We start from the raw sequence: 14,842 nt of genomic DNA on the forward strand, positions 1-14,842 counted from the left end.
CCCCGAGAATTCCTTTCAAAGATAACTTGCTCTAGTGTGACGTCCCCGAAATACGGCGATGCTTTCATCACCGCATTTCGGGGAGGATCGTCCGCCAAAATGCGTGGATTTTTGCGGACTCACGGAGCCTGCGGCTCCGGGGCCGCCTTGCAGGCGGCCCTGCGTGTTGCGTTTTTATGGATACCTATTTTGAGGACGCAACACGAGGGCCTTTTCACGCCACTGCCGGCAGCTCCACATAAAACGTGCTGCCCTGGCCCCTGGCGGAGTCCATCCACAGCCTGCCGCCGTAGTGGTCCACAATGGTGCGACAGATGACCAGCCCCAGGCCCGCCCCCTGGGGTTTGTCCTGATCGTGCGTGCCACGCCGGCCCTGGTAGAATTTTTCGAAGATGTGGGAGGCGTCTTCCGGGTGCACGCCGCGGCCCGTGTCTGTGACGGTGAAGCGGATCATCGGCGGCGTCTGCGCGTCCATGTATTCCACCCGCAGCCGCACTTCGCCCTGGTCCGTGAACTTGTGCGCATTGGACAGCAGGTTGATGAGCACCTGCTGCAGGCGGTCCGGGTCTGCCTGCAGGGGGGGCAGGGGGGCTTGCGGCGTTTCCACCAGCAGCTGCACAGCCGGTTTTTCCTGGAACAGGCCGTGCATGGCCTGGGCGGCCTGGCGGACGAGGTCCGCCGGGTCCAGCAGTTCCTGCCTCCAGTCCATTCTGCCGGCCTCGATGCGGGTGATGTCCAGCACATCGCTGATGATGCGCGTCAGGCGATGGCCTTCCTGCTCAATGACGCACAGGTTCTCCTGGATGCGTCGGCCCTTGGCGGCAAGCTCGGGCAGGCCGGCGGAAAGCGGCAGGTAGTGGCGGGCGAAGTCCTTGCGGATGAGCTTGGCGAACCCGAGCACGGAAGTCATGGGGGTGCGCAGCTCGTGGGACACCAGGGACAGAAAGGCAGATTTCATGGCGTCCAGCTCGGTCAGGCGACGGTTGCTGGCTTCCAGCTCCAGATTCTTGGCCGCCAGCTCCTGGGTGCGAGCCTGCACCAGGGTTTCCAGATCCTTGTTCAAACGCGCCAGGGCGCCTTCCGCCTTGCGCCGTTCCTCCACTTCCTGGCGCAGGTCCGCATTGGCCTGCTTGAGGGCCAGGGTCCGGGTGCGGACGAGTTCCTCCAGGTTGTATCGATACAGGCGGTTCTCTTCCTCCAGGCGCAGCTTGCGCTCCAGCAAGGCCTTGTGCCCCAGGGCCTTTTCCAGCACCAGCAGCAGCACTTCCTTGCGCACAGGCTTGGCCAGGTAATCGAAGGCGCCCTGACGCACGGCCATGGCCGCGCTTTCGTGGTTCGGCTCGCCAGTGATGAGGATGACCGGCACATTGAGCTGCCGGGTGTTGATCTCAATGAGCAAGGCCAGACCGGATCGTTCCTTGAGCAGGATGTCGCAGAGCACAACATCCACCGGTTCGCGCTGCAGCACGGCCAGCGCGCCGCCGACGTCTTCTGCGCCAAGTGCACGGAATCCCTCTTTTCCCAATAACAACTGGAAAGATTCCCGGACGTGCGCCTCGTCTTCAACAACCAGGATGACACCCGGCATTCCGTTCTCCCCGCTCATGCCGATGCAGGCAGTAAAGTTCCCCCCGCCAACCGCTGGTAAGCGGTCTACTGCCTTGCTATCTCACTGCGCGGGAAAAATGAAGCCCTGCGCCGGGAAAAGCACTGGCTGCACAGGACTATTTGAACGTGATGGAATTGATGATCTGCTGCATTTCCGCCCTGGCGGCCCGGAATTTCGCCGGTTCCGTGGCTGTCATGAAATTGAAATAGTAGTTGTCCTGATCGTAACATTGCCAGATGATGCGCTGAAAGCCGCCAGATCCTTTTTCGGATTCCGTGACTTCCCATCCGATGACGCGCGGCGTTCCCGGCGCCTTGACGCCGCCATCACGCCGCTTGGCGGCAAGCAGTTTTTTGATCTGCATTTCCTCATTGGCCTGCCTGAGAGACGCCGCAACGCTGGCGGGAGCAGGGAAGCTCGGCACCATCTGCGTCATGTGAAAAGTGAACGAGATGGAACGGTCCGATTTTTGAAAGACTGCGCCTTGCTCCGACTGCACGTCGCCGGATTCCTGCAGCCACCCTGCGGGAATGACGAATTCGAACCGTCTGTCCGCATTGCGAAAGGTGGTCGGGGCTGCGAACGTTTTGGTGCCTGGGGCGGGAGTCTGCGTTGGTGTTCCCGTGGGGATCCCCGTCTTTTGTTTGACGATGCCGCCAAGATCCGGCAGCGGCAGGCTGAATTGAGCCCCCGCCAGCGAGGCGCTGCCCAGCAAGGAACATGCAAGCACCAGCACTGCAATACTCCGCGACATGTTGCCCATGGTCTCCTCCCTTGGTGCGGCATGGCCCGCAGGACGCGGCCCGTACCGCCACGGATGAAATATGATTCAGACATCCCCAGTTTCTTTCGCTGCATATCACATTGATCCTGCCGTGCACAATGGGGATTTTATTCTGCGAAGAGGAGCCGGCTTCATGGAAACCCCTACTTGCTCAATGCAAGAGCGCGTGTTATTGTATGATAAATTTCCTTGAACAAAGGCATGCTGCATCATCTAGAGAATTTCAAGAAAACTGTTGCCAACCCGACTTTCCTTGCAGTATTTAGCCCAAGAATTGTTGCAGCATGCTACGCGAAAGTCGCGGAGGGTTTCACTCGAATACCAGTTGGAAGGAGATCAGCCATGAAAAAGCTCATCCTGTTTGCCTGTTTGGCGCTGGCCCTCGCCATGGGCACAGCGACTGCGCAGGCCGCTTCGACTGATGCCGAGCGGTTCTTCATTCAGCCGGAAGTCGGCCTGTATGGAACCAGCTCCAATGACGTGTCCACCATCTTCACCTACGGGCTTTCCGCTGGTGTCTTCGTGGCAGACGGCCTTGCTGTGGGTGGGGAACTCCTGGGCTATTACATGTCCATGAGCCCCAGGGACTACAGATTGGACGCCCGGTACGATGCTGCCAACGGCTTCGGCTTCAACGGCCTTGTCCGGTACTATCCGTTCACGGCGGAGCAGGCGTCCATGTACATCGGCACGGGCCTGGGCGGTCTGTTTACCGATGAGCGCATCAATTACGATGGCTACTACAGCACCATGACCGTGCCTGTGGACCTGGGCGTGACCATCGACATCACCGACCAGTTCTCCCTGGACGTGGGCGGCCGGTATCAGCGCATCGGCTTCACGCGTCATGGCCTGGACGCCTACGGCGGCAACCTGGGCCTGAACATCGTGTTTTAACCGAACTCCGACGCGGACCCATGCAGCAACGCCCCTCCTTGCGGAGGGGCGTTTTTTTTGCGGCGGCAACGGTATGGTCGCACCCTGGGTGAGGGAGCGCCTTTTGCGTTGTGTTCAATGCGCTTATTTGTACAAAGAGGTCTTCACCTCGGCCAGGCGGCCGGCATACTGCTCCAGGTGCAGTCGCAGGTGGGCGTAATAGTCCGTGATCAGTGCGTCCAGGGTCATGGGGCCACCGGCGGCCGCAGGGCGCATCCAGCGATTGTCCAGAACCTCGGGTGGGGTGGTGGCGGCAAGGTGCAGCAGCAGGGCGTTGTAGTGGGTCCACAGGGCAGCCAGGGTGTGGAAGTCGCAGGCGGCATAGTGCTGCGCCTGGACCCAGACTTCCGCATCGTACCCGGGGAAGCCTTCCAGGTGCCCCAGCCGCAGGCGGGCGAAGCGTTGGTGGTTGTTGCTGGCGGAATCGATGAGGTGCCCCACGATCTCGCCGAGGGTCCAGGCGTCTGGCGACACCCGCACCGTTGCCGCTGCCGGGGTGGTGGCGTCCAGCAGGGCCTGCATGTCAGCCACAATTGAGCGCGCCTGATCAATGTTGAACATTGCAGCTCCTTGGCATGCGGTGGGCAGGGGCAGCCGGTCAGGGGTGGCAGCTGATGCACACCTGGTTTTTTCCGCGCGCCTTGGCATCGTACAGACTTGTGTCGGCTGCGTTGATCATGCTGGTGGCCGTGGCGAACGAGGCATCGTACTCCACCAGGCCGGCGCTGATTGTCACCACACCGTGGGGGCTACCGTCGTGTGTGATGCCGAGGTCCTGCACGGCGCTGACGATGCGGGTGCAGAAATCCTTGGCCATGGCGGTGTCCGTGATGTTGAAGAGGATGGCGAACTCCTCCCCACCGTATCGGTACACGCGGTCCTCTTTCCTGATGCTGATGGCAAGCGCCTCTGCCACCTTGCGCAGCACGTCGTCGCCTGCGGTATGGCCGTACATGTCGTTGTAGTGCTTGAAATTGTCAACATCGAGGAGCATGAGAAAGAAGGATTCGACGCCTTGTTTCGCCTCCTCAAACACCGTGGCAATGTCCCTGTCGAAGGAGCGGCGGTTGTGAATCCCGGTCAATCCGTCCAGCAGGCTGAGCGCCTGGAGCTTGGCGACGGCGGCTTCAAGTTCTTTGGTGCGACGCTCCACAATGTGTTGCAGGTTTGACTGCACCTCCCGCACGTCTTTGCACATGCCGAGGAACATGTCGGCAAACTGGCCGATTTCGTTTTGCTGCTCCAGGGGAAGCAGTTGCGGCGAATGCAGGACAGTCTCGTATTGCCCCTGCGCCACCAACGACACGGCACGCTGCAGCCGCCGCAAGGGCATTTTCACATGGCGTGCGACAACGAAGTACACCGCCAGATAGTACAGGATGAATAATGACAGGCCGAGCAGCAGCACCAGTTGCGAGGTTTTGTTCGCCTCCCTGGAAATGAGCGCTTTCGGATACACCGTCACGAACCACCAGTCAGGCCCGACGAGCGGGGTCACGAGCAGGTAGTTGTCGCCTTGTACGTCCTCAATGATGGACACGTCCTGGTCCCGGGCTCCGGGGGTGCCTGCGATGGTGTGGAACATGCGGACAATGTCGGGATTGTCGAGCTTGTCCATCGAGAGCTGGCCCTTTTTCTTCAGGGCGTTGTTGAGCTCGCCCGGATGCGCAATCAGGTAGCCGTCCTTGCTGACGATAAAGTTGTAGGCACCCTCGGGATGGTTGCTTTCGAGCCGGTGCATGATCGCTTCCAGGGGGACATCAAGACTCGGGTTGATGAGGTGCCGCCCTTCATGATCCACCGGCAGTTCGAAGGTGATGGTCCATTTCCCGGCAGTTTCGTCGTAGTAGAGCCCGGTCCAGACGGGCTTGCGCTCCGGATTGACGGCTTGCAGCGTGGCCCTGATCGTCCCCAGCTCGTTCATGGGCAGATCCGGCCTGGCCATCAATCCCCAGGGGTCCGCGGGGGAAAATATCGTCAGTGCATTTTCGGGAAACGAGGCATGCAGCACTCCGACCGAGCGCCAGGCCGGCCCGTATCGATTGACAAGGATGTTCGCCAGCAGCAGGCGCCGTCTGAAGTCCATGGAATCCACAGGCTGGTTGTTGCCGATGAAGCTGGACATCCCCCAGACTTTTCCCAGCTGTGGATCGAAACGTTCGTGGAAGAATTCTTCCTTCATGCGGGTGGCGCCGTCTTTATCGACAAAATACACCCGCCAGAAATCTGCATCGGTGAAATGGATATCTGACAGGTAGAGCTTGATGTATTCGTCGCGAAAGAACGCGAGCCTGTCGGATGCATCAATAAATGCCTGGCTCTCTTGCAGCCTGCGTTCCAGCATGTAAAGGCGCAAGTAGGAGAGCGTTCTTGTTTTGCTGTTCATGTAGACAAATACATAGCACGTGATGGTGGCGACGCTCACGATGAGGATTCCCAACAGGAGAACCTTCATGAGCATCTGCCGGCTGAGGCGTTGCGGTGCTGGGGCGGTGCTGGAATTCATGAAATGCGTGCCATGTTATCGAGTCGGTGAAATTCGATGCCAGGCCACTGTGCAAGGCCGGCCGGCATTTACTGTGTAGCATGGTCTGAATTCAACATCCAGTGATGAAATTTTACAAATCATATCAGCAAATTTACGCAGAGCCCCCCCGCCGTTCCTCCCGGCGGCGGTGTCACAAACGCGGCTGAAAATACCAGGAGCGGGAGAGGGGAGCCGGAAACCCGAGTGCCGCGTACCTGAGGGCAGGGAGGCATCATGAAAAATCGTTTCATCGCAGCATGATGCGATGGCGACTTGCACAATGGCGATATTTCGGGCCATTGCTGTGAAGAACAATAATACATACGCATGGTTATAATAGGATAGGGGTTTTCTCCGCTTGTTACTGTTTCGGGTTTGGCGTATGTGAATAGCTTATACGATTTGCTCGGCGTTGCATGTCACGTGTTCGTAAAACGCGCCGATCCGCGCAAGGGCAAGGAGGCTGCCGCCGTGTTGCCATATCCCGTCATCGTCTTGCCCGGCATTCAGGGCACGGAACTGGTGGATTTTTATCCTGTCGATCCTGAGCCGGTGTGGACATTGTGGCGCTCCAGCGCGCCATGGATGCAGCATGCTCCCTCCATTGAGGGAGCCGTCCTGCATCCCGACAATCTGCGGTTCGAGCGCGCCGAGCCGGCCCGGCTGCTGCCGACCGAGCTGTTCAACCTGATCTATGGCGAGCTCGTCGCCGAGTTGCGCAAGGAGCTGAGTCCTGACGAAGACCAGCCCGTGCCGGTTTACCCGTTTGCATACGATTGGCGCATGCCCCTGGCAGCCACGGTGTTGCAGCGACTACGAACTGCGCGATGAAGCCCTGGCCAGGGCCAGCGAATTGCGCATTGTGCTGCCGTGCATGGATTTGGTGCACCGGCTGCTTGCGCTGCACTTCACGGGCAAGCAGGACAAGTACGGCAGCCTCAAGGCCTGGCCTGCGCCAGATCTGCCGTCTGGAAAAGCCTGGAACCCACCGGTGAAAGGGCTTGTGCCGCGAACGATAGCACCTTGATATATATAAATTATATCTGTCAACGTATTCCCTTGGGGGCATCATGCGAACTGGCATGGGTGTGAGTGTGCGAGTGGTGCGGGCGGTTCTGCTGCTCGGGGTGGCGCTTGGGTTGGCTTCGGGCTGCGCGCAAAGCCGCCCAGCAGCCTTGCACGGAGTGGCCAAGGGCTGGAGCGAGACCCTTCGGGCCTGTCAGCTCATTCCCGTATATCCATTAACAGAAGACCTCCGCCCCGGCGATGTCTTCCTCGTGGAGACCACCGCACAGCATGTGCAGGAGGACTACCGCAGCGGGAAGCTCTCCTTCCTGCCGCTGGATCAGCATGTCGTCCGGCTGGCCATGAATGCCACGATCTATCCGGATATGTATCGTGACCATTACTTCACCTGCGATTTCGGCAAAGCTCCACATAACCCCGCAGGCGCTGCCGCTGAAGGGAGCGAGGAAAAAACGCTCGCTGCCCCACGTGCCGCCTTCCCCATGTTCAGCTTCAGCGTTGACCGCGGTAGTGGGCTCGATCTGGCCTTGCCCATCCAGAGTGTTCCCCTGGCGTTTGGCCTCATGGGGTCCGACAACGCCACAGGGACAATCACCATCGACGATGCGTTCACCTATTTTGTGCAGGGCCAGGATTTGCTGGTCTTGCTGCGCAATTGGTACGACAGCAATCCAATAATCAAAGACATGTTCTGCAGGATGGCCAATTCTTCGAAAAAGCCGCTCTTCCTGCGTGTCATCAGCCGTGTGTATCTGGCCCGCAGCGTGCAGGTGGATCTGGTCAATACCGGGGAATCCGGCGGTGGCCTTGCGGCGGGCACCGGCTTGCCCGCGCTGACAACCACCAGTGACTATTCAGGAAAAAACGCAGGCAAGGCGGCAGCAGAAGCGGCCAATTCCCTCAATGAGGAACTGGCCGGGGCCGGTACCGCCACTGAGGAGTCGGCCGGGGCCGGCACCACAACCCCGAAGCTGGGGGGGAATGTCAAATTTCTCTTCGCCTCGAACGGCCTGGTCAGCTTGCACCAGAAGTTCGACCGCCCGCTTGCTATCGGGTATCTTGGATTTGATGTCCCCCTGTGCAAGGACGGCAGCCTTGGCGTGCCCATCGGCACGTTCTCACAGTTGGAAGGACTGATTGATGCGCAGAATAACGCCACCGATGTGCTGTGCACAACGTGCCCGAAATGATCTGATACCACCAGCGTGCCCTGTGCACACTATGCGCAGCAGCACCCATACAAAAGGCGCATGATGTCGGGCGTCCCTGGAGCCGCGTGCTCCCGGGGCGCCTGGGCCAGTCCTGGGCCAGTCCTGGGCCAATCCCGGCCAGTCCCGGCCAGTCCCGGGTGAGGGCGTGGGGCGCAATGTTTCGCACCGGCGTCGGCGCGTCCTGCCATCCGGCGGCGGAAACTTGCTGCTGAAGTCACTAATCTTGTTTTATTGCAGGTGAATACGCAGATTTTGCGCGGGCGGTGATCAAATCGACTCATGGCTGCCATGCGCGTTGCATCCATGCCGTGCGCGGTGTATGGAGCATCGCATCAACCAGTCATACGAGGTGATCATGCTGCAGGATTTGCGTGCCTTGACCGCGGCGATGCAGGCCGCCCGCACCATTGCCGTCCTTGGCGCCAAGGACAAGCCCGGCGCTCCCGTGGACCGTGTGGGCCGGTATCTCATTGATGCCGGGTACACGGTCATTCCCGTGCACCCCAAACGCAAGGACGTCTGGGGATTGCCCACATACGCCACCTTGGCGGACATAACGCAGTCAATTGATATCGTAAATCTTTTTCGTGCCCCGCAGTACTGCCCCGAGCACGCGCGCGAAGTGCTGGCCTTGGCCCAGCCGCCCAGGTGCTTCTGGATGCAGAGCGGCATTGCCAATGCAGAGGCCCGCACGTTGTTGGAGCCCACGGGCATGCTGGTGGTGGAGGATCGCTGTCTGATGGTGGATCATCAGCAGCTCCTGGCCAATGCAGGGGCGGCAGCATGACCCCCTGGGACGCCGTGTTCGATTGCACCCGGTGCGGCATCTGCTGCCAGGGGGTGGGGGGAATCGTCCTGTCGGAAAAAGATCTTGCCCGCCTGGCCGAGCATCTGGCCATGCCACGCGACGCCTTTTTGCAGGAATGGACCGAGCACCGCGGCCGGCTGCCCTCCCTGCGGGCCGGAGCGGATGGCTATTGCGTGTTCTTCACTGCCGGCCTGGGTTGCTCCGTGCATCCGGCCCGGCCGGATGTCTGCCGTGCCTGGCCGTTTTTTCGGGGCAATCTGGAGGACGCCGCCAGCTTTCAGATGGCCCGGGAGGATTGCCCCGGCATTGCCGATGGGCACCATGCCCGGTTCCGCGAGGCTGGCCTGGACTATCTGACCGCGCACAATCTGGCGGCGGATCAGGATGATGCACCCAATGCCCTGCGTGTGGCACACCTGTTGGCCTCTCGCTCGGAAAGGTCCTGAGCCGCATGCAACGCGCCGAAGGCTACCGCCTGTTGCGCCTGCCCGATGGTGCCAGTCTGGAAGAGGTCAAGGCGGCCTATCGCAAACTTGCCTTTGCCTTGCACCCGGACCTGAATCCAGGCAATCCGCATGCTGCCCGCCAGTTTCAGCGGCTCAACGAAGCCTATGTGCTGCTCAAGCAGTACCTGGAGCAGGACGAGGCCGCCGCAAAACGCAAGGCCCCGCCCTGGGAAAAGCCAAGCACCCCGCCGCCGGGTGCCCGGAGTGCCGAGCACGGCCGCCCCTGGGAAGAACCCCGCCAGCGCACCACGCCTCCCTCAAAAGAAGAGGTGTTGCAGGATATTCTTAAGGATCCGTTTGCGCGTCAGGTGTTTGAAGACATTTATCGCGAGGCCAGGCAGGGCAGCCGGGCCGGCCCGTCCACCGCTGCGCCTCCCCCGCCAAAGGCGCCGAAGCCCTCCGCCACGACGAGCGCCAGACCCGGCGCAAGCGCTGCGAAGGCAGGCCCGGCCGCGGCCTCGGCCCGGGTCAAAAAAGCGCCCCGGACCATGCGCGTGGAATGGGGAGATAAAAAGCTGGATCTGGACCTCAGCGGCGGGCTGTGGAACGCGGCAAAGCACTGGGTGCGCGGCTGGCTGGACGATGAGCAGACCATGCACCTGCCTGCGGTGCATCTGCGGCCCGGCACCAAGGTGCGGCTCACGGTACAGCAGGGGGTCACGGAAACGGCGCGCGCCGTGGAAGTGGTGTTGCCGTCGGATTTCGTGCTTGGCCGGCCCATTCGTCTCAAGGGGCTGGGCCGCAAGTTCGGTCCCCTCAAGGGCGACCTGTACCTGCGCATCCTGGCAAAATAGGCGTCACCTCCCCTGGCGTGCCTGGGGAGAAGTCCAGGTCGGCATGCCCGGGCAACTGCAGGGTGATGGTGGTGCCGGTTTCGTCCGAGGTTTTCATCTCAATGGTTCCGCCATGGGCCTGGACGGCCAGGGCCGCCGAATACGTACCCAGGCCGGTGCCGCCGGACTTGCCGGCGGTGACGTATTTCTCGAAGAACCGATCCGCCACGCTTTCCGGGACCCGACCGCGATTGTGGATGCGCAGCGTCACGCCCGGAGGCTCGAGCGCGGTGTTGCGCTGGCCGGTCACGGCAATGCGTTCTCCCTCTGGCGAGGCCTCCAGGGCGTTCTTGATGAGATTCGCCAGGCAGGAATACAGCAGCGTCGGGTTTCCCGAAACAATCATGGCCCCAGGCGAGGGGTCATAGGCCTGCACCAGGGTGACATCTTTTAACGTGAACAAATCCAGCAGGTCTCGCTCCACCTGACGCACCAGTTCCACCAGGGCCACGGGCTCATGGTTGAGCAGAAATTCCCCGCGTTCCAGCTGGAAGAGCACCAGGGAGGTGTTGATCATTTCCAGCATGCGCCGGCCCGCGGCCCGGATGGCCTGCAGCATTTCGCGTTCCTGGGCCTCCAGCCGCGGCGATTGCAGCAGGAATTCCGGCAGGGCGATGATGCTGGTGAGGGGGCTTTTGAGGTCATGGCGCATGATGAGGTCCACATCCTGGCGCAGCCCCTCGGCCCGTTTGCGCTCCTGGATGTCTTCCACATAGCCCATGTACCCCGCGAATTCGCCGCGTTCGTCGTGCATGGCGCGCACGGTGCGCGAGGTCCAGAACTGGCTGCCGTCCTTGCGCTTCATCAGGCACTCGAAGCCGGCCACCCGGCCCAGCCGGCGGACCAGATCCAGCAGTTCCTCGCGCTGGGCAGGATCTGCGAAGCGTTCGTTGGACGAATTGTTGGTGGCGGCCAGCATGTCTTCCGGACAGTCATAGCCATACATCAGGGCATGGCGGGGGTTGATGCTCAGGTAGTTGCCGGCGAGATTCACGGAGTAGATGCCGATGGGCGCTTGTTCAAAGAGGGCGCGATATGCCTGCTCCGAGCGCTCCAGGGCGAGGGCGTGGGTCTTGAGGGCCGTGATGTCGTAGCCGAAGTGGAGCACCTTTTCCACCTGGCCCTGCGCGTTCTTGATGGGCACGCTGCGCACGGCCCAGGCCTTGCCGTTGGGGCCCAGGCGTTCGCACTGCTGGACTTCGCCGGTGGTCAGGGCCTCCTTGACACTGCAGACGGGGCAGGGGGCTTCCTCCCCCTGAATGACGCGGAAGCACGGGTGCCCGGCCAGATTCTTGCGCGGCTGGCCGACCATCTCTTCGATGTTCTTGCTGACCCAGAGCAGGCGGTGGTCGCTGCCGATGCACTCCAGCGCCACGCCTTGCAGATTGTCCAGAATGCTGTGGTACAGTTCTTCCTGGCCATCAACCAGTTGTTCCAGGACGCGACGAGCGGCCGTCTCTTCCTGCAGGCGGCAGGCAAGCGCGTCGAGTTCCCGCCGGCAGGCGTCAAGGCTGTCCGGCTGGAGAGATTGGGTCATGACATTCTCAGATGCTTGATGAAATCAATATGGTGTGTCCGACAGGTCTTCATACGCCATTGGCGGCGCAATCGCAAGGGAAGGCAGATGAAGGAATGGAAAGGGTGGCGGCGAGCGGGCTATTCCTGGTCAAAATAGTCCATGGCAATGCGTTTGATGGCGTACGTAGTATGCACCGCCACGCCTACATCGTATTGAATCATATACCGTGTGAGCGTCTGCCCATCAATGAGAATGATGCGATAGGGGATGGCTGCGACATATTCACGTGCATCTTTTGTGAAGGAAGAGGTGGTGAGGAAAATTCCTTTGCTGGAATGCCGACCCATGAGAGCCCCCACAAACTTTTGAATCTCTGGGCGGCCTACGGTGGAATCCTGCCAGCGTTTGGCTTGGATATAGACTGTATCAAGGCCAAGCCGGTCTTCGTTTATCACTCCATCCACACCTCCGTCTCCAGTGGCGCCCAAGGTGCGGGCAGCGTCTGTATAGGAACCGCCATACCCCATTTTCAGCAGCAGATCGATGACCAATCGCTCAAAAAACGCCGGGGAGGCTCGTCGCACCAGGGAAAGAAGCTCTCCCTGCAGGGCCTGTTCCAGGGTGGCATGACATTGTTCGATTTGCGAAAACGGGTCGTCCATAGGACCATTGCCGCATGGAGACTCTTCGAGCAAAGGTCCCGTATAGGCGTCGGTTTGGTTTCCGGCATCTGCATCAAGTGATTGCAGCAGCTTGAGGTCAACGCGTGGCGGTGATGCCTGCAGCAGGGAGAGCCCTTTCGCGGTGATGGCGTATGCGCCGCGCGAAGGGTTGGCGATCAACCCAAACCGCTTGAGGTAAGATTTTGCCCAGGCGAGGCGATTGGTAAAAATTTTTGCTTTGCCACTGGGCAACAGTTGTTGCTGCTCTTCCTCCGTGAGCCCAAACATGCGGGAAAGCGCTTGGTGCGTTTCGGCATTGTCATGCTCATTGCCGTCCGCAAGGTGTTGCAGCAGTGGGAGCATGGTGGCTTGAAAATCCGGAATTGGCATTGCAACATCCTAGGCAAGTTGGAAAAGCCGGGACGAAAATTTTCGCCCCGGCTTGATGATGTTTTCGCAAAAACGTCTTCTACAAAGACGCCGCGACTTTTTTGATGAGTCGCAACAGCTGGTTGGTGAAGCCGGCTTCGTTGTCGTACCAGATGATGGTTTTGATCTGCGTGCCGCCTTTCACCGCGGTCAGTTCCGCATCCACCACGCCGCCGTAGATGGAGCCGATAAAGTCCACGCTCACCAGGGGTTCGGTGCAGTAGCCCAGGTTGCCCTGCATGGGGCCTTCGGAGGCGGCCTTGATCAGGGCATTCACCTCGTCCCGGGTGGTGGGCTTTTCCACTTCCACCACCAGATCCACCAGGGAGCCGTCTGCCGTGGGCACGCGGATGGCCATGCCGTCCAGCTTGCCGTCCAGCTCGGGCAGCACCAGCCCCACGGCCTTGGCCGCGCCGGTGGTGGTGGGGATGAGGCTCATGCAGGCGGCGCGGGCCCGGCGCAGATCCGCATGGGAACCGTCCAGGATGCGCTGGCTCATGGTGTAGGAGTGCACGGTGGTCATCAGGCCGTGCTTGATGCCGAAGTTGTCGTTGAGCACTTTGGCCACCGGCGCCAGACAGTTGGTGGTGCAGGAGGCATTGGAGAGGATGTGGTGGGCGATGGGATCGTACAGGGAATCGTTGACGCCCATGACCACGGTGAGGTCCACGCCCTTGCAGGGAGCCGAAACGATGACCTTGCGCGCGCCGCGTTCCAGGTGCTTCTGGGCGCTGGCGCGGTCCTTGACTTTGCCGGTGGTCTCGATGGCGATGTCGATGTTCAGGTCGGCCCAGGAGTATTCGTCGAGCTTGTCGCGGGTGATGCGGATGGTTTTGCCATTGACGACGATGCCGGTGTCGTTGTGGCCCACCTCGCCCTTGAAGATCCCGTGGACGGAATCGTACTTGAAGAGATGCGCCAGGGAGGCGTTGTCCGAGCGGGCATTGACCGCAACAACGTCGATGTCAGTCGAGTCGGCCAGCAGGCGGACGAGGTAGCGGCCGATGCGGCCAAAGCCGTTCAGGGCGATCTTGGTGGCCATGCGAAATTCCCCTTTCTGTATGGAAGGTCCCGTTCGTTCGGGCTCGTCAGTCGAAAACAGGCTAATTGTATAGTAGGACTAAGCAGTTGTGTCAACGTGGGCTGGCGTCCGTTTCGGGTGCGGCGACGATCATTCGGCGTTCCAGCAGGGCCAGGGTGTCGCGGTCTGTGAAGTCGAATTTCAAGGGCGTCAGGGTGATGTGGCCGGCGGTGAGCAGGGCGCGGTCCGTATCCGGAGAGAGTTTTTCCGGTGGAATTTCGCCGGTCAGCCAGTAGTAGGGGCGGCCGCGCGGGTCCAGGCGGTGCATGTAGGAGTCTTCCCACATCACGCGGGTGTGCCGGCACAGGATCAGCGGCTTGCACTCCGCCACGGGCAGATCGGGGAAGTTCAGGTTCAGCACGCACTTTGCCGGCAGGTCTCCCCAGGGCAGGGTGGGCAGCAGCCGCGCGGCATAGCGGCCCTGCTCGGTCAGGTCCACGGGATTGAAGCAGTCGTGGGAAAAGGCGATGGCCGGGTAGCCCATGAAGGCCCCTTCCGTGGCCGCGGAGACGGTGCCGGAGTACAGCAGATCCACGCCCACGTTGGCCCCGGCGTTGATGCCGGAAACCACCACATCAGGCGGCGGGTCCAGCAGGGCCGTCAGGGCCAGCTTGACGCAGTCGGTGGGCGTGCCGTACACGCCAAGCCCCTCGAAGCCGTCTTCCTTGAACTCCTTCACCCGCAGGGGCAGGCTGATGGTGATGGCATGGCCCACGGCAGATTGTTCGGTCACGGGCGCCACCACTCGCACCTCATGCCCGGCCTCCCGGAAGGCGTGATACAGGGCGCGCAGGCCCACGGCCTGGATGCCGTCGTCATTGGTCAGCAGAATACGCATGGGATGATTGCTCCTGTGCCCGTTGGCAGGCCGACGGGCGAGTGCCTGTTGACTTGAGGAACCACGCGATACA

14 protein-coding genes are annotated in these 14,842 nt (G+C 60.9%); 6 read left to right on the plus strand and 8 right to left on the minus strand.

Going from position 1 to position 14,842, the window contains the following annotated elements; translation table 11 throughout:
* Positions 1–214: 214 nt before the first annotated feature.
* Both DGI_RS09975 and DGI_RS09980 read right to left on the minus strand, forming a co-directional pair.
* Positions 215–1,588 carry a hybrid sensor histidine kinase/response regulator gene (locus DGI_RS09975; protein WP_051286531.1) on the minus strand — a complete coding sequence of 458 codons (1,374 nt, stop codon included), beginning with the start codon at positions 1,586–1,588 and terminating at the stop codon, positions 215–217.
* A gap of 136 nt (positions 1,589–1,724) precedes the next feature.
* The gene (locus DGI_RS09980) at positions 1,725–2,324 is read right to left on the minus strand and encodes a hypothetical protein (protein WP_144284166.1); all 600 of its coding nucleotides are present in this window, start codon (positions 2,322–2,324) and stop codon (positions 1,725–1,727) included.
* Positions 2,325–2,735: 411 nt separating this feature from the next.
* On the opposite strand from DGI_RS09980, the gene DGI_RS09985 reads away from it, so the two are divergent.
* The gene (locus DGI_RS09985) at positions 2,736–3,290 is read left to right on the plus strand and encodes an outer membrane beta-barrel protein (RefSeq protein WP_021760868.1); all 555 of its coding nucleotides are present in this window, start codon (positions 2,736–2,738) and stop codon (positions 3,288–3,290) included.
* Positions 3,291–3,413: 123 nt separating this feature from the next.
* Here the strand turns inward: DGI_RS09985 and DGI_RS09990 are convergent, their stop codons facing one another.
* Both DGI_RS09990 and DGI_RS09995 read right to left on the minus strand, forming a co-directional pair.
* A complete protein-coding gene (locus DGI_RS09990) occupies positions 3,414–3,890 on the minus strand; it encodes a DinB family protein (protein ID WP_021760869.1) in 477 nt (158 codons plus the stop codon).
* A 37-nt stretch (positions 3,891–3,927) separates the two neighbouring features.
* A complete protein-coding gene (locus DGI_RS09995) occupies positions 3,928–5,835 on the minus strand; it encodes a sensor domain-containing diguanylate cyclase (protein ID WP_021760871.1) in 1,908 nt (635 codons plus the stop codon).
* A gap of 444 nt (positions 5,836–6,279) precedes the next feature.
* Between DGI_RS09995 and DGI_RS10000 the strand changes: the two genes are divergently transcribed.
* The 5 genes from DGI_RS10000 (at position 6,280) to DGI_RS10020 (ending at position 10,201) form a co-directional block, all read left to right on the plus strand.
* On the plus strand, positions 6,280–6,687 hold the full coding sequence (locus DGI_RS10000; protein WP_027193125.1) for a hypothetical protein: 408 nt from the start codon (positions 6,280–6,282) through the stop codon (positions 6,685–6,687).
* Positions 6,688–6,926: 239 nt separating this feature from the next.
* A complete protein-coding gene (locus tag DGI_RS10005; protein ID WP_144284168.1) occupies positions 6,927–8,072 on the plus strand; it encodes a hypothetical protein in 1,146 nt (381 codons plus the stop codon).
* A 376-nt stretch (positions 8,073–8,448) separates the two neighbouring features.
* Complete coding sequence (locus DGI_RS10010; protein WP_021760877.1) at positions 8,449–8,880, plus strand: CoA-binding protein; 432 nt, start codon at positions 8,449–8,451, stop codon at positions 8,878–8,880.
* Positions 8,877–9,347, plus strand: coding sequence for a YkgJ family cysteine cluster protein (locus DGI_RS10015; RefSeq protein ID WP_021760879.1), 471 nt, complete (start codon positions 8,877–8,879; stop codon positions 9,345–9,347). The genes DGI_RS10010 and DGI_RS10015 overlap by 4 nt, the downstream gene beginning before the upstream one ends.
* A 5-nt stretch (positions 9,348–9,352) precedes the next feature.
* Positions 9,353–10,201: a J domain-containing protein gene (locus DGI_RS10020; protein WP_021760880.1), complete on the plus strand. Its 849-nt coding sequence runs from the start codon at positions 9,353–9,355 to the stop codon at positions 10,199–10,201.
* On the opposite strand, the gene DGI_RS17240 is transcribed toward DGI_RS10020, so the two are convergent.
* From DGI_RS17240 to surE, 4 genes are all read right to left on the minus strand, one after another.
* Positions 10,164–11,777 carry a sensor histidine kinase gene (locus DGI_RS17240; protein ID WP_021760882.1) on the minus strand — a complete coding sequence of 538 codons (1,614 nt, stop codon included), beginning with the start codon at positions 11,775–11,777 and terminating at the stop codon, positions 10,164–10,166. The two genes, DGI_RS10020 and DGI_RS17240, sit on opposite strands and share 38 nt — an antisense overlap.
* A 119-nt stretch (positions 11,778–11,896) precedes the next feature.
* Positions 11,897–12,811: a restriction endonuclease gene (locus DGI_RS10030; protein ID WP_021760884.1), complete on the minus strand. Its 915-nt coding sequence runs from the start codon at positions 12,809–12,811 to the stop codon at positions 11,897–11,899.
* A 79-nt stretch (positions 12,812–12,890) separates the two neighbouring features.
* Positions 12,891–13,892, minus strand: coding sequence for a type I glyceraldehyde-3-phosphate dehydrogenase (gap, locus tag DGI_RS10035; RefSeq protein ID WP_021760886.1), 1,002 nt, complete (start codon positions 13,890–13,892; stop codon positions 12,891–12,893).
* A gap of 91 nt (positions 13,893–13,983) precedes the next feature.
* Complete coding sequence (surE, locus tag DGI_RS10040) at positions 13,984–14,769, minus strand: 5'/3'-nucleotidase SurE (RefSeq protein WP_021760888.1); 786 nt, start codon at positions 14,767–14,769, stop codon at positions 13,984–13,986.
* Positions 14,770–14,842: the final 73 nt, after the last annotated feature.

This window comes from Megalodesulfovibrio gigas DSM 1382 = ATCC 19364 (genome assembly GCF_000468495.1).
Taxonomy (GTDB): Bacteria; Desulfobacterota; Desulfovibrionia; order Desulfovibrionales; family Desulfovibrionaceae; genus Megalodesulfovibrio; species Megalodesulfovibrio gigas.

What these genes read in the sequence shown, in the direction of transcription:
- DGI_RS10020 (WP_021760880.1), top strand. Translation starts at nt 9,353, where the DNA reads ATGCAACGCGCCGAAGGCTACCGCCTGTTGCGCCTGCCCGATGGTGCC.
- DGI_RS09995 (WP_021760871.1), bottom strand. Translation starts at nt 5,835, where the DNA reads ATGAATTCCAGCACCGCCCCAGCACCGCAACGCCTCAGCCGGCAGATG.
- DGI_RS10005 (WP_144284168.1), top strand. Translation starts at nt 6,927, where the DNA reads ATGCGAACTGGCATGGGTGTGAGTGTGCGAGTGGTGCGGGCGGTTCTG.
- DGI_RS10030 (WP_021760884.1), bottom strand. Translation starts at nt 12,811, where the DNA reads ATGCCAATTCCGGATTTTCAAGCCACCATGCTCCCACTGCTGCAACAC.
- DGI_RS17240 (WP_021760882.1), bottom strand. Translation starts at nt 11,777, where the DNA reads ATGACCCAATCTCTCCAGCCGGACAGCCTTGACGCCTGCCGGCGGGAA.
- gap (WP_021760886.1), bottom strand. Translation starts at nt 13,892, where the DNA reads ATGGCCACCAAGATCGCCCTGAACGGCTTTGGCCGCATCGGCCGCTAC.
- DGI_RS10015 (WP_021760879.1), top strand. Translation starts at nt 8,877, where the DNA reads ATGACCCCCTGGGACGCCGTGTTCGATTGCACCCGGTGCGGCATCTGC.
- DGI_RS09985 (WP_021760868.1), top strand. Translation starts at nt 2,736, where the DNA reads ATGAAAAAGCTCATCCTGTTTGCCTGTTTGGCGCTGGCCCTCGCCATG.
- DGI_RS09990 (WP_021760869.1), bottom strand. Translation starts at nt 3,890, where the DNA reads ATGTTCAACATTGATCAGGCGCGCTCAATTGTGGCTGACATGCAGGCC.
- surE (WP_021760888.1), bottom strand. Translation starts at nt 14,769, where the DNA reads ATGCGTATTCTGCTGACCAATGACGACGGCATCCAGGCCGTGGGCCTG.
- DGI_RS10010 (WP_021760877.1), top strand. Translation starts at nt 8,449, where the DNA reads ATGCTGCAGGATTTGCGTGCCTTGACCGCGGCGATGCAGGCCGCCCGC.
- DGI_RS09975 (WP_051286531.1), bottom strand. Translation starts at nt 1,588, where the DNA reads ATGCCGGGTGTCATCCTGGTTGTTGAAGACGAGGCGCACGTCCGGGAA.